13 protein-coding genes and 1 pseudogene are annotated in these 14,288 nt (G+C 50.8%); 7 read left to right on the forward strand and 7 right to left on the reverse strand.

Features of this window, described 5'->3' with window-relative positions; all coding sequences use genetic code 11:
• Positions 1-221: 221 nt before the first annotated feature.
• The 4 genes from IGR76_11840 to IGR76_11855 all read right to left on the reverse strand — a co-directional run bounded on the left by IGR76_11840 (position 222) and on the right by IGR76_11855 (position 5,628).
• The gene (locus IGR76_11840; GenBank protein ID MBF2079182.1) at positions 222-1,448 is read right to left on the reverse strand and encodes a type II secretion system F family protein; all 1,227 of its coding nucleotides are present in this window, start codon (positions 1,446-1,448) and stop codon (positions 222-224) included.
• A gap of 82 nt (positions 1,449-1,530) precedes the next feature.
• On the reverse strand, positions 1,531-2,646 hold the full coding sequence (locus IGR76_11845; GenBank protein ID MBF2079183.1) for a type IV pilus twitching motility protein PilT: 1,116 nt from the start codon (positions 2,644-2,646) through the stop codon (positions 1,531-1,533).
• Positions 2,647-2,733: 87 nt separating this feature from the next.
• Entirely contained in the window at positions 2,734-4,734 is a 2,001-nt protein-coding gene (locus tag IGR76_11850; GenBank protein ID MBF2079184.1) for a type II/IV secretion system protein, read from the reverse strand.
• A 441-nt stretch (positions 4,735-5,175) separates the two neighbouring features.
• Positions 5,176-5,628, reverse strand: a complete 453-nt coding sequence (locus IGR76_11855) for an acyl-CoA thioesterase (GenBank protein MBF2079185.1) — start codon at positions 5,626-5,628, stop codon at positions 5,176-5,178.
• Positions 5,629-5,871: 243 nt separating this feature from the next.
• Here IGR76_11855 and IGR76_11860 point away from each other — a divergent pair, with 243 nt between their 5' ends.
• Positions 5,872-6,156 carry a Mo-dependent nitrogenase C-terminal domain-containing protein gene (locus tag IGR76_11860; GenBank protein ID MBF2079186.1) on the forward strand — a complete coding sequence of 95 codons (285 nt, stop codon included), beginning with the start codon at positions 5,872-5,874 and terminating at the stop codon, positions 6,154-6,156.
• A gap of 85 nt (positions 6,157-6,241) precedes the next feature.
• On the opposite strand, the gene IGR76_11865 is transcribed toward IGR76_11860, so the two are convergent.
• A complete protein-coding gene (locus tag IGR76_11865; GenBank protein MBF2079187.1) occupies positions 6,242-6,385 on the reverse strand; it encodes a hypothetical protein in 144 nt (47 codons plus the stop codon).
• A gap of 299 nt (positions 6,386-6,684) precedes the next feature.
• On the opposite strand from IGR76_11865, the gene IGR76_11870 reads away from it, so the two are divergent.
• From IGR76_11870 to IGR76_11880, 3 genes are read left to right on the forward strand one after another with little or no spacing between them, the layout of a single operon-like run.
• A complete protein-coding gene (locus IGR76_11870; GenBank protein ID MBF2079188.1) occupies positions 6,685-7,248 on the forward strand; it encodes a hypothetical protein in 564 nt (187 codons plus the stop codon).
• A complete protein-coding gene (locus IGR76_11875) occupies positions 7,235-7,945 on the forward strand; it encodes an energy-coupling factor transporter transmembrane protein EcfT (GenBank protein MBF2079189.1) in 711 nt (236 codons plus the stop codon). Before IGR76_11870 ends, IGR76_11875 begins: the two co-directional genes overlap by 14 nt.
• A complete protein-coding gene (locus tag IGR76_11880; GenBank protein MBF2079190.1) occupies positions 7,930-9,303 on the forward strand; it encodes an ATP-binding cassette domain-containing protein in 1,374 nt (457 codons plus the stop codon). The genes IGR76_11875 and IGR76_11880 overlap by 16 nt, the downstream gene beginning before the upstream one ends.
• 77 nt (positions 9,304-9,380) lie before the next feature.
• Here the strand turns inward: IGR76_11880 and IGR76_11885 are convergent, their stop codons facing one another.
• A complete protein-coding gene (locus IGR76_11885) occupies positions 9,381-10,568 on the reverse strand; it encodes an ArsA family ATPase (protein MBF2079191.1) in 1,188 nt (395 codons plus the stop codon).
• Positions 10,569-10,614: 46 nt separating this feature from the next.
• Positions 10,615-11,028: a DUF2358 domain-containing protein gene (locus IGR76_11890; protein ID MBF2079192.1), complete on the reverse strand. Its 414-nt coding sequence runs from the start codon at positions 11,026-11,028 to the stop codon at positions 10,615-10,617.
• A gap of 160 nt (positions 11,029-11,188) precedes the next feature.
• Between IGR76_11890 and IGR76_11895 the strand changes: the two genes are divergently transcribed.
• The 3 genes and pseudogenes from IGR76_11895 to IGR76_11905 all read left to right on the forward strand — a co-directional run bounded on the left by IGR76_11895 (position 11,189) and on the right by IGR76_11905 (position 14,172).
• Positions 11,189-12,253 carry a methyltransferase domain-containing protein gene (locus tag IGR76_11895; protein MBF2079193.1) on the forward strand — a complete coding sequence of 355 codons (1,065 nt, stop codon included), beginning with the start codon at positions 11,189-11,191 and terminating at the stop codon, positions 12,251-12,253.
• Between the two features lie 362 nt (positions 12,254-12,615).
• Entirely contained in the window at positions 12,616-13,077 is a 462-nt protein-coding gene (locus IGR76_11900) for a response regulator (protein ID MBF2079194.1), read from the forward strand.
• Positions 13,078-13,383: 306 nt separating this feature from the next.
• Positions 13,384-14,172: pseudogene (locus IGR76_11905) on the forward strand (GAF domain-containing protein).
• Positions 14,173-14,288: the final 116 nt, after the last annotated feature.

Consider the following 14,288-nt stretch of genomic DNA (forward strand, 5'->3'; position numbering starts at 1 on the left):
GTACCTCAACTCACGCGCCTCTCATCCCGACGCTGACCTTTCAGGTACATCGCGGGGCTTCCCGTCTAAAAGCTAAACCTAGCGACCTCCAAAGACGAGTCACTGGAGAAAATCCTCAAACGAAATCCTATCGACGTTCAAAGATTACGCCCAAAAAAAGAAGGCTGGCTTAGCCTTCTCCTTTAAAATTCACCATGGATTGAGAACTATTCAGAGTTCCATTACTGAATTGCGTCCATCACCTTGAAGATGGGCAGATACATCGCTACTAGGATCGATCCAACCATGCCTCCAAGAACGAGAATCATCAACGGCTCCATAACGCTCGTCAGCGCCTTAACCGCTTGCTCTACCTCATCCTCATAAAAGTCAGCCACTTTCATAAGCATGCTGTCGATTTCTCCCGTTTCCTCACCAATACTGATCATCTGAATCGCCATTACCGGAAATACTTGCTCTCGCTGTAAGGCAAGACTGATCATGCCTCCGGTTTGCACTTCTTTGCGGGCGGAATCGATTGCGTTCGCAATGACCTGATTTCCGGCGGTATCCCGCACAATTTCCAGGGACGTCAGAATCGGAACCCCCGAACGGGATAGCGAACCAAAGGTACGACAGAAGCGAGCCGTTGCTGTTTTCTGAAGCAAGTCACCAAACAAGGGCATTTTGAGAGAAAAACGATCCACGGTTTCTCGGCCTACCCGCGTCTTGTAGTACATCCGAAATGCGATCACAAGCGCCACAACGACCACAATGAATCCAAGCACATACAGCGGAGTGCGGAGAAAATCGCTGATTGCCATCATCAACTTCGTGAAGGCGGGCAGTTCAGCGTCTAGCTCTTCAAAAATGTTGGCAAAAATAGGCAACAGAAAAACGGTCATCCCGATAAAGACCAAAACCGCAATACTACCCACCGCAACCGGGTAGGCCATTGCTGACTTAATTTGGTTATTCAATCGAGCAACGTCTTCTAGAAGTTTGGCAAGTCGGTTCATCACTTCGTCAAGTACACCGCCTACCTCGCCAGCCTGCACCATGCTCACATACAATCCATCAAAACAATGGGGATGCTTACGCATAGCATCAGACAGATTGGTTCCCTGCTGCACATCGGAACTAATTTCCTGGAGTGCCATCTTTAATTTAGGGTTTGGGCACTGGTCTGATAAGACACCCAGACCTCGTACCATCGCAACTCCAGCATTGATCAACACCGCAAACTGCCGCGAGAAAATCGCCTTATCCTTGACGGAGACCGAAGTCATCGCCATTTGGATCTGCTTGAGATCGAAGTTGAGGTTAAATCCGCGATCCTCTTTGAGTTCTTGAACAAAGAGTCCTCTATCACGCAGCAGGGTGCGTGCTTCACCAGGAGAATCAGCAACGATTTTCTGCTTTTTGGGGTTGCCCTTCGCATCACGGGCTTGAACAACGTAGGTAGGCATAGCTTACTCAACCATGAAGAAATAAAACAGCTTAGGTAGAGGGCGATCGCTCAACTATAACGCAACTTCTACCAAATGGTAGCTACTTTTGGGCGTAGACATTTTTCGCAGCATTCGGAGATCCGCCAGCACCAATGAGACGCTGCAGTTCATCTGGACGAGAGGTCTTAGACATCGCGGCTTCAAAGGTAATGTCGCCTGCCTTATACAAGTCTGCCAGCACCTTTTCGAGGGTGACCATGCCTAGCTTTCCGCCTGTTTGAATTGCAGAATAAATCTGAGATGTTTTTCCTTCCCGAATGAGGTTGGAAATCGCAGGAGTTACCACCATAATTTCCTGCGCCATCACACGACCAAACTGATTGGGCTTCGGATTCTTCCGAGGGACTAGCGTTTGGCTGAATACCGCAACCAACGAGTTAGAAAGCTGTACCCGCACCTGCTGCTGACGCTCTGAGGGGAACACATCGATCATCCGGTCAACCGTTTGGGATGCCGAACTGGTGTGCAACGTACCGAAGACTAAGTGACCCGTTTCTGCCGCCGAGATCGCGAGCGAAATCGTTTCCAAGTCCCGCATCTCGCCTACCAGAATAATATCTGGATCTTCCCGGAGGGCAGCTTTTAGCGCGTTAGCGAAACTCTTGGTATCTTCTCCTAACTGGCGTTGGTGAATCAGACTTTTAATCGGCTCGTAGACGAATTCAATCGGATCTTCAACCGTCAGAATATGTTCAGCACGGGTACGGTTGATCAGGTCAATCATGGCTGCCAGGGTTGTGGTTTTGCCTGATCCGGTTGGCCCTGTGACCAAAATCAAGCCCCGGGGTTTTTCCGCCATTTCCCGCACTACATCGGGCAGACCCAGTTGCTCAAAGTTAGGAATCTTGGAACTCAGAGCCCGAAGACAGGCCGCGTAGGTTCCCCGATCCTTATACACGTTGACCCGGAAGCGGGCTAACCCTTTGACACCATAGGAACAGTCCAACTCCCAGTTTTGCTCTAGGTTTTTCCGCTGATTGTTATTCAACATGCTAAAGATCAGGCGCTGGCACTGCTCTGCCGTCATCGGTTCATCACCAATGGGGGTGAGATGACCACTAATGCGGAAATAAGGAGGCAATCCCGCAGAGAGGTGTAAATCTGAACCTCCCATTTCTACGAGTTGTTCCATCAAATCTTCAATCATCAGCTCCATTGTGATTCTCCCGTGTTGTCAACGTCTAATTTGGGTTAGGTCAGTGGTCTATCTAAACCGATCAATCGCTCAATCTATAGCGTCAAGCTAGTCTTCAAATCGAGCCGTCAGGCAATACGGACAATCTAGCCATTCTTGCTTCAACTCGGCACTACACACACGACACGTTAGGACACTCTTGCGCTTCGCCTTCAATTCCGCCTCAAGTCCAGAATCCGTGAAGGTCACACGCTCAACTTCTTCAAGGGTGGTTACGCCTTGGCGTACCAAATTGAGGCTGTAGGCCAGCAGCGTTTGCATGCCTTCTTCTACAGCCGCTTCTTTAATACGTTCAGTAGGGGCACCCTCCGTAATCAGGGTTTGCAGACGTTCGGTAACGCGCATAATTTCATAGACACCACATCGTCCTTTGTAGCCAATGCCACCACACTTCGGACAAAGCTCATTGCGCTGCCGTGCTTCCGCAATTTCTTCGGGCTGAAAGGAATTGGCTTTGTAGAGCGTGAGGGCAGAGTCTCCAGAGGTTGCAAGACCAAAGCGAGCTAATTCTTCTGGACTAGGGTGATAGGGAATTCGGCATGCATCGCATACTCGTCGCATCAAACGCTGTGCCAGTACGCCAATGAGAGAGCTAGACACCATGAAGGATTCAACGCCCATTTCATCGAGTCGGGCGATGGCACTAGCGGCGTCGTTAGTATGCAAGGTGGTCAAAACGAGGTGTCCGGTTAGAGCGGCTTCGATGGCTGTTTTTGCGGTTTCGCGGTCACGAGTCTCACCCACCAGAATCACGTCGGGGTCTTGACGGAGGAAGGCACGGAGAATCGAGGCAAAGTCCATGCCTTTTTCGCGAATCACCTGCACCTGGGTTAGACCGGGCAACGAGTATTCAATCGGATCTTCAGCGGTGCTGATGTTTACCCCAATATCGTTCCGTTCAGCCAGTGCTGAGTACAGCGTCGTGGTTTTACCTGATCCGGTAGGGCCTGTGACCAGAATCAGACCGAAGGGGCGAGACACCATTTCCTGGACGATGCGTAGGCTCTCTGGATCGGTAATCAGCTTGTCGAGGCCGAGTTGCGTTGCCGAGTTGTCTAGAATCCGGAGAACGACTTTTTCGCCGTAGCGGCTGGGTAGGGTGCTTACCCGGAAGTCTACTTTGCGGCCATCGAAGATGCGGCGAATCCGTCCGTCTTGGGGTGCGCGTCGTTCCGCAATATCTAGGCTTGCAATGATCTTGAACCGGGCTGTAACGGAGGGAATGATTTTCTTGGGTAGGGGATCGAAGGCTTGCCGCAGTACGCCATCTTTACGGAATCGGATGCGGAGGTATTCCTCTTGGGGTTCAATATGAATATCAGAAACGCCTTCCTGGAGCGCTTTGACCAGAATCTTATTGACTAATGCAATGACCGGGGCGGCTTCTGCATCTTCAAGGGCTTCGTCTAAATTAACTTCCGCTTCTTCGTCGTCTTCCGTTAGCTCTAAGTACTCTAGACCTTGCAGATCAGATTTAACATCAACCTTTGCTTCTTGATCCCGCTGCTTTTCTTGGGCAACCTTTTCATCCAAGTACTTGGAGATGATGCGCTGATAGTCTTCGGAGGTGATCACCATGCGCTGGAGTTCAAGATTTTGACGACTCAAAATCCGTTTGAGGTCATCTTGAGCGCTGAGATCATCGGGGTTGACCATTGCCACCAGCACCGAGGGCGGATCTGTTTCTGTTTGGGAGAGGGGAACCAGCTCGTATCGGCGGCAGACATCGATCGGAATTAGGGTATCGATGAGTTGGGCCACTTGGTTGGTGGGGATTTGGGAAACTTCTGGGTCTAGGGACTCTACGCCGTAAAGAATCTTGAGTTCAAAAAGCTGTTGCCGCTTGTATTGACGAATCACATCGGCGGGAAGTTGTTTGCCCGTAATAGACTCAAGAACATCGGTTAGCGATCGCCCCGATTTGCGGCTTTCCACTAAGGCTTGCTGCATCTGCTCAGTATCGGCATACCCAGACTGAACCAGCTTGTTGCTAAAGGGTGAAAAATTATGCTGAACGATCAGCGCGCGTCGTGCGGAAGAGTTTGTCATAACTGATGCCGAAAATCTCCTTGATACAGTGTTCCCAAGCGTTCCAGTCAATGCAACACAGCCATCTCAGGATGTAGTTTTGTGAGTCGAGCTTGCGAGGGAGGGGCGATCGCCAGGGAGGAGGTGGGCTGAGTGCACGGGAATGGTTGCTCTACTCATAGGCGCTAGTCCGAACAGAAGCCGTTGTTTCGACGTTAGTTCGATTTGCGAAGTGAAGGATGGGGAATGCAAGGCTATGACTTTGATAATAGCCTTTGCGTTTGAGTTCTAACCCTGTAAAAGCACCCTATCTCAAAAACTCAGCAGATTCCTCATTCTCCTCCTGCCTGTAGTTTGCCCAAATCATACCGCCTTGGTAACGATCGAACTGGATTTGGGTACACATTTGCGGTGCTTTATCGTCTGAGATTAGGCGATCGCTCAATACTTCGTTACAGAAACCTATAAAATTTCAATGGTTTCACCCCATTTTTCGAGCCAGCGCATCACGTCGGGGGGCAGTGTCGTCTTGGCACGAACGGTGGCGTTAATGCAGACATGCTGGGTATTGGCGCGAGCCACGCAGGGGGGGGGTGCGTCCGGCATGTCGGGGTCGCGATCGCCCTCTACAAAGATTTCGTAGTTAATTTCAAAGTTGCTGTTTCCCAACTGGCGCGGTTTCACCTGAATGATTTGGCGATCGCCACAAAACATAGGGCGAAAGAAATCGACATCGGCATGGGTGATGGGGATGGCAATTTTGGGATAGCAGAAAAATGACTGCAGGTTGATGCCCGCTTCTGCTAAGGATGCTTCGTAGGCTTCGTGACACATCGCGAGGATGTTCGCAAAGTAGACGACCCCGGCTGAATCAGTGTCTTGAAAACGGACGGTTCTGGAGTACTTAAACGGCATAATGCAAACCTAATGTCATCGAAACCCACCCATTCTAAGCGGGACACCGTTTCTTGATAATAGCTTTGTGATCTGGATTAAGAGGGTTTGCCATTGCTTTAAGAATTAAGGATGATTATGAGATATAAATGAAATTTATATAAAAAGGGCGTTTTCATCTAGAGAAATTATGACTAGGCTAGAACTATCGATAGTTATTCAGTCATCATCATGTTGGATTTGATTAAACACACTGCTCGATCCATGACTTCGCCTCAGCGTTCAATCTCGTCCTCTCGCTACTTGCGTGTTATTCGCCAATGGCTCGACAATTTAGAAATTCGGGATATCGCCAGTGCTCACCTTGTATGCCGCGTGATTCCGGCTCAGTGTCCCTTTGAGCGGGATATTGTAGTGCTGGGGCGCAAAATTGCCCATATTCCGCCCTTGTGCAAGCTAAATCCGTTTTATACGGAAGTGTCGAATCTTCGATTTCGGGCGCTTTGCTACTTAGCAGACCACGGTGAAGATATCCGCGCCTATTGTTAAAGTCCTGACGACGTTGTTTCTGTGGAATCGTGAACGCCATGGCAAAGCTGAAAGAGACCTTTTACGAAGGATGATCGGTGCAAATTTACGGAAGCGATCGCTGTCTGTTGCTGTCCTTCTCATGGCTGGGTGTTTTTGATTGGAGTGCTGCTGGGGTTTTCCCTGGCGCTGCTAGGCGTTCACCCTGATCCGTTGCCGACTGCATCATCGACAGAAAGCGTAATGCCACCAGAAGCAGCACCCCTAGCCATAGATTAGCCGTCTTGCCTCCCGCATTTTGCGTTCATGACCTTGCCTTAGCCTCACTCTTCAAGTAGGCTGTTCAATCCTCAACTCAGCATTGCCTACCCCCTAAGAAGATAAGTCCTTGGGTATGATAATCATGCAGTCAGCGTGATTGCCGTTTGGCTTTTTAGCGAAGGGCAATCGCCCTAACTGCCAATCTCGCGGGAAAGAGTGGGATTGTTCGGGCTTTCTAGCCATTCAAAGGGTAGAGCGTCTGTTGTGGTTTGGAACGGGGAAAAGGAAATGGGTTGGCAACTGCGCGACTACGTTTTTGCAGCGTTTATGACCGTGGGCATGGTGCTTTCGGTGTTTATCGTTGGGCCATTTGTGCCGCCGCCCTTTCAACTGATTGTGTGGGCACCGATCGGCGCACTGTTTCTCACTCTTGGCATGGCGCGATTGCAGAAACGGGGCAGTGTGGCGCTGATGATTTTGCCGATGGCCTTGCTATTGGGACTGCAATCGGTGTCGATGACGGTTTATCTGGCTCTGACGGTGTTGATGACAGAGTTGGTGATCGTTTTCCGGGGGAGCTACCGCACCAAGGCAAATCGACTGTTGGGCACGTTGGTCTTTTTTGAAACCGCAATCGTGATCGGTATTGTGGCGTTAGTCTTCATCGTTGGGGGCGACTATGCGCGACTGGCCAATCAGCCCTGGATTTTCTTAGGGATGGCGATCGCCATTGGGCTGGCGGCAACTCTGGGATGGTGGCTGGGCGAACAAGTGGTGAACCAGCTCCGACGGGCAGGGAAGTTAGATGCAGACACAGACGCGAACGATGCCACCCCAGATGCAGACGTTTAGACAGAGGCGCGATCGCCGCTCTGGGTCGTGGCTGATCACCGTTAATCCGCTGCTAAAAATTGCGGTCTGTATTTTGCTGACGACCTTTGCGTTACTGCTGCAAAATCCGTGGGCGATCGGTTTACTTGTCGGTGTAACGTTGCTCGTTTTAATCACTCAGGTTCGTCTATCTATTTCGGTGCTGCTGCGAGGAGCGATCGCCCTTGCCGTCTTTGCCGGATTTTCGCTCTGGTTAGTAGATGGGTGGGATCAGGCGACATTAAGCGTTTTTCGACTGATGGCACTCTTCCTCCCTGCCCCTATTCTGGCGGGCACAACGCCACCGATGGATTTGATCCGGGCACTGGAAGCTGTCCGCCTCCCGCAGTTTTTAACCCTGAGTGTATTACTGGTTTGGCGATTTTTGCCCGTGATTGCCCAGGAAGCAAAGCGGATTCTGGAGGCGAACCAATTGCGCGGCGTTGATCTCTCGCGGCATCCGATGCAATGGTTTTCGGGACTGTTCGTACCACTGATTTTCCAAATGGTCGCCTATGCGGATGAGGTAACGGTGGGGCTGCAAACGCGAGGGTACGATGGCGTGAGTCCCCGGAGTAACAGTCGGCCTTTGCAATGGACGGGACAGGATACAGTGTTTTTAGTCAGTGTTGGAGTGCTGCTGGCAGGCGTCAGCTACGTGGAATGGGGAATGCGTTGAACAACTCGCCAATTCTGGAGCTACAGGATCTCTCGTTTACCTATGCTGTCAACAAAACCCCCACGCTCCAATCGGTTAACCTGACGTTGTATCCGGGCGAAGTGGTATGGATTGCCGGAACCACGGGCAGCGGCAAAAGTACGCTGCTGAACTGTATTGCGGGAATCTCTCCATCCCATACCGGAGGACGCTTAGCGGGCAAAATCCAGATTGGTGGACAGGATGTGGGGAACTGGTCACTCCGGGAGCGATCGCGCCAATGCTGCACGTTGCTTCAGAATGTGGAAACGCAGATTTTTACGGATCAGGTGTGGGATGAGCTAATTTTTGGGCTGGAAAATTGGGCTGTTGAGCCGTCGCACATTGCCCCGATGGCGGCTCAGTCCCTCCAGGAATTTGGTTTAGCGGATCAGGCGGATTGGGCGATCGCCCGTCTTTCTGCGGGACAAAAACAGCGGTTGCTCCTAGCCTCGATGCTGGCGATCGGGCAGCCAATCCTTTTGTTTGATGAACCATTGGCCTATCTGGATGCGCAGGGAGTGGAGCTCTGGCTGCATTTGCTGACGGAGCGTCGCCAAAAGGGAGATGCGATTTTGGTGATCGAGCATCGCGCAGAACTGATGACCCGCCTGTGCAATCGTGCTTATCGCTTACAGGATGGACAACTTAGCGAATGGAATCCCCAAGACATCGAACGCGCCACAGCGATTTCTCTAGATATCACGCCGCGATCGCCTCAAGAGCCTCGACCTGCTCCAGAAATCTGCGTCCTCCGTACCCAAAACGTCGCCTGGGGCGGCTATCCGGCCTATCCGGATCTGACCCTTTACGCGGGCGAAGCAGTATTGCTGAAAGGCGACAACGGCTGTGGCAAAACGACGCTCCTGCGCTTAATCAGCGGACTCCTCCAACCCGATCAGGGTGAGATTGAACTGATGGGGCAGACCACCCGCCGCAAACGGGGAACAGCGATCGCCAAAATCGTCGGTTTTGTCCTCCAAAATCCCAATCACCAACTCTTTGCCGAAAGCGTTCATGCGGAGGTCGCCCAACCGGGAACCGATCCCAAGATTGCGACGGAACTGTTGACTAATCTGGATCTGATGAAATTGAGCGATCGCCATCCCCATTCCCTATCCCAAGGGCAGAAACGGCGGCTGGCTCTGGCAGCGGTGCTGGTGCGTCAGCCTCAGCTTTGTTTGCTCGATGAAATTATGGTAGGTCAAGATGGGCGATCGCTCCTGCTAATGCTCCATGCGCTGAATGCCTTCACCCAGGTAGGCGGAACTCTGCTGTTTACCTCCCATGATCCGCGTGTAGTAGATCCCCTCAATGCGCGAGTTGTAAACCTGCCCTAACAAAAACCGTTTTCCCCAATCCTAGGAAAACGGCTTTACTCGTTCCTTGAAATCTGTGAATCGCCAAACCCAGGTTTTCAAACCCGTGCCGGAGCGCCAAACCGGATCTTGAGATAATCCTCTTCGATCTTGGCTCCAGAGGGTTGCAAGGCCGCCAACGCCTGGGGTAGCACCAAGTTGCGGCGGTGATTCCCAATCCGAATATTCAGTTCATCTCCCGTCTTACTCAGATCGATCCGGTCTTTCGGAATACCGGGAAGATGAATCTCTAGGCTGTACTGATCCTGGTCTTGGACTACACGCAAGGTCGTTTCCTTGTAGTAGACCTGGGCGGGATATTCGTCGGCGTACAGAGTCTCCTTCAGCCGATCTAGCGCCTCCAAACCACACATTTCCTCGGAATACAGCGGAACCTCCTTCACAGGCAACGGACGGAAGTTGTCGTGGATCTCTTGGCGATACTGCTGCTGATTCTCTTTCCAGCGCTGGAAGAAGGGATCGGCTACGGATTTCGGGATAATTCGGTTTGCCACCACCATATCCGTCGCCACGTTATACAAGCTCAGGTAGGCGTGCGCCCGTAGCGACTCTTTGATCACCATCTTTTCGGGGTTCGTCACTAAGCGCACCGAGGTTTGGGTATTGTCCGTCAGCACCTTTTCTAGCGCTTCAATCTGCTCGTAGAACTCGTAGGGCGCATCCATCACTTCTTGGTTCGGAAGCGAAAAACCTGCAATCGGACGAAAAAGGGGTTCTACAATCGGACGTAGGGCAACGGAAACCGCTTGGAAGGGTTTGTAGAAGCGGCGCATATACCAGCCTGCTACTTCCGGCAAACTCAACAACCGCAGAGCCGTTCCCGTTGGAGCCGAGTCAATGATCAGAACGTCAAACTCGCCTTCGTCGTAGTGACGCTTCATCCGTACCAAGCTAAAAATTTCATCCATCCCGGGCAGAATCGCCAACTCTTCCGCCTCGACGCCTTCCAATCCTCGCGCCTGAAGCACCTGGGTGATATAGCGCTTGACCGCTCCCCAGTTTCCCTCCAGTTCCATCAGCGCATCTAGCTCCGCTCCCCACAGATTTGGGCGCACAGACCGAGGCGCGTGCTCCAACTCCATGTCAAAACTATCGGCGAGGGAATGGGCTGGATCCGTGCTAAGAACTAGAGTCTTATACCCCAATTCCGCACAGCGTAACCCTGTTGCTGCTGCCACAGAGGTCTTACCGACGCCGCCTTTACCCGTCATCAAGATTACGCGCATGAGTGCCGCAGTCCTCGCTTATGAGAAAAATTTACACTCTTTTACTTTATCGTTTTTCAGGCGATGTCGTGGGGAAAACGTGCTGTTTCAGGACATCCAGGCGGGAGCAGTGCCAGTAGTCAATATGGGAGGAAATCAGGCCGTCCTCATTTACCTCCAACTCACTCCAGCCAGGGATCGAAATGCGCGGTTTCCAAGGCAAAGGCGTTGTCCAAGAGAGGGTCCATTCGGTGCGAATGTGGCGATCGCCCGCCTGAATGTCATGTAAATCTAACGTGGGATCGCTGAACCAGGCCTGGATAAAGCCAATCATCTGACGGTAGCGATCGCACCCCCGAAACTCGTTCATCGGATCTTTGAAATACACATCCTCTGCATAGAGGTGAAAGCTTTGATCGTCGGGGAAGCGGCGGTAGTCGGCTTTGAGTTGTTCAACGAGGGAGGCTAGGGGTAGGGACATGGTGAAGAGGTGAAGGAGTAGAGGGGGGATGGGGTGAGGGAGAAAATCTGCCTTTTGGATTTCTAAGCGTTTCGAAAATTTCGTTACATCTATTTACAATACAAGAACATCATAATTTACAGTTCATTCCCCTATCTGTCTTAAATTCATTTCGGTTTCTATGGCTGACACGTTAACGAAAGTTGCATATCAAACCTTTCAACAAGGTAAGGGCGCATTTGGACTCGCCCATAAAACCTTAAGTTCTCGGTTTCTGAACTTGCTCGCGCCGATCGCAGAGCATCGTAAAACTGAACCTCTCCCTCCTGAAGTGCTCAGTCAGTTTCAGCAGCGGGCCAATGAGCTGATGGAAACGGATTGGCACGATGCGGAAGCAGGAGTCTATCCTACGAGTCTGCTATTCGATAACCCCTGGCAGGATTTCTTCCAGTTCTATCCCATGCTCTGGTTCGATATGCCGAAAAGCTGGTTCCGAGCCAACCAAAAGCAGTATCAGGCGTTCTCCCCTGAAATTCGCACCGAGGGCTACCCGGACTATTACGTGCAAAATTTCCATCAGCAAACCGATGGTTACTTAAGCGATGAGTCTGCGAATTTGTACGACCTGCAAGTTGAAATTCTGTTTAACGGAACCGCAGATCCCATGCGGCGGCGGGTTTTGGCTCCCTTAAAGCAAGGTTTGCAGGTGTTTAGCGGTGTTCCATCCCACCAAATCCGTATTCTGGATGTGGCCTGCGGTACTGGACGAACCCTCCGTATGCTTCGGGGAATGTTACCGGACGCCTCTCTCTTTGGAACGGATCTATCGCCTGCCTATTTAAGAAAGGCCAATCAGATTCTCTCGGAGATTCCGGGGGAACTGCCCCAGCTTTTGCAGGCGAATGCGGAATCCTTACCCTACGTGGACAACTATTTCCACGGTCTAACCTGCGTGTTCCTGTTCCATGAACTGCCTGCCTCGGTGCGTCAAACGGTGATTCATGAGTGTTTCCGGGTCTTGCAACCTGGTGGAACGCTGGTCATTTGCGACTCGATCCAGGAAAAGGATTCGCCAGAGTTTGCGGTCAGTATGCGGAATTTTCCGGTGATGTTCCATGAGCCGTACTATCGCCACTACATCGTTGATGATATTGACGGCAAACTCCAAAAGGCGGGCTTTGAGATGCTCGAAACTCAAATTCACTTAATGAGTAAGTACTGGATTGTTCGGAAGCCTGGGGAATAGCGGTTTTGAGTTCTGAGTTTTGAGTTCTGAGTTTTGAGTAGCACACCTCTAACTCTGTCATCGCGTCTAAGGAGATACAGGGTTCAGATACGGGCGATCGCTCCTCCTCAACAGGGATTGGGGCGATCGCTTTTTAATCCGCAAACCCGAATCACCAAGTGCGACCTACTGAGTTCTGTTGAATTCCTTAATCTTTGATCGTGATCGTGTGGATCTGACCCATAATTTTGGATGATGAGGGTCTTCGTAAATTTGACCACCCGTATTTTGACCGAAAATAGATCGTTAGCGGTGTGATTTAAAGCGGTTGAGGAGATAACGGCGATCTTCATCATGCAGCCTTTGCTCTCCCCTCGTGGGACATGCAGGATTGTTCCACTCAGCGCTTAGTTCTTGTATGGCAATCAGATTCAGCCTATAGATCTCTCATTCAAAAGGTTCTAGCTGAACATGATGCGCATCCCAACGTCGTCGTGATTGATTACATGCAGGACGCCTCGGACTTCTTACAATGTCAAGGGAATTATACGGCTCGTCCCCGTCCTGATCTGATTCTGCTCGATTTGGAATTGGCTGGGGAATCCCCAGACTCTGAGGCATTCACAGGGTATGACCTGCTTTCGATGCTCAAAACGGATTCCCGCCTCAAGCGGATTCCCATCATTGTCTTAACGATGTCTGACAGCCCAGAGGATATCGTGAAAACCTACACGGTTCAGGGCAATTGTTATGTCATTCGTCCGGGCGATCGCGATCAGCTCGTGCAAACCATTCAGCGGATTGAAGACTTTTGGCTCAACATTGTAACGCTTCCCAGTGAGTAGTCACTTCTCAATCTTGAATAGGCTTAAACCTACTTGTCGGAATTCAAACAATCGGCAATTTTTGATACGTTATACCCGCCTTTAAATAAGAAATTACGTTGCTTTATTGAGAGAAACTACGTTTTATTTCGCAGTTTTCTAACCTTCCGTTTTATTTAACGATTTGACCCCGAGCGATCGAGAGGTAATGATCTATTGTCGAAGTAAGGGATGCTGTGTTCTTGTGGTTCTTCATAGGTAAGCTTCTCAGGACAATATAGCGCTTCTTCCACAACACGGAGGCGACCTAACACGGAGGCAAACACCATGAGCAGCCAGAGCCTGAATATTTCAGACCATCGTCTTTCCAACTTAAAGCAGCCCTCCATCCATACGTTGACCCAAGTGCAGCCGCACGGTGTCATTTTGGTATTGCATGAGCCTGACATGGCGATCTTGCAGGTGAGTCGAAACGCTTCAACCTTACTTGGATAACCTGCTGAAGCCCTAGTCGGGAAGAATCTAGAAGACATCGTTGATGCCTACCAAGCGGATAAATTAACGCAAGGGCTAGCCTCCGATAATCTCGATTTGATGAATCCGACCAAGATTTGGGTTCGTCGTATTGGGGATGACTATGGTGTGTTTGATGCAATTTTTCATCGAACCCTAGATGGCTTTTTAGTACTGGAATTAGAGCCTGCGCTGCTCCAGGAAAATATTCCGTTCTTAGGGTTTTATCACCTGGCAAAAGGGTCAATTAATCAACTAGAAGCTGGGGCAACACTGACCCAGTTTTTCCAGATCATTGTGCAAGAAGTTCGGAAAGTAACCGGATTTGATCGGGTCATGCTCTATCGCTTTGATCAGGATAATTATGGCGAGGTCATGGCAGAAGATAAAGTTCCTGAACTGGAATCCTACATGGGATTACACTTCCCCGAATCCGATATTCCGCTGCCTGCGCGTAAGATGTTTGTCTCGAACTGGATTCGCACCATCCCCGACGCCACTGCTCATCCCGTCAAGCTATACCCGCCGCTCAATCCCCAAACCCACCAGCCTACGGATCTCACACTGTCCATTTTGCGGAGTCCGTTTCCGTGTCACCTAGACTAACGTCAGTTCGGGATAAGAGAGGGGCAGGTTAGAGAGGCTGAAAGTGCTAAGTTTTCCCCCCTTGACCTGCCCCATGTTTAGTCTAGAAGACCTGTTTTGTGACATCGATGACT

It is taken from the genome of Synechococcales cyanobacterium T60_A2020_003, assembly GCA_015272205.1.
Lineage (GTDB): Bacteria > Cyanobacteriota > Cyanobacteriia > RECH01 > RECH01 > JACYMB01.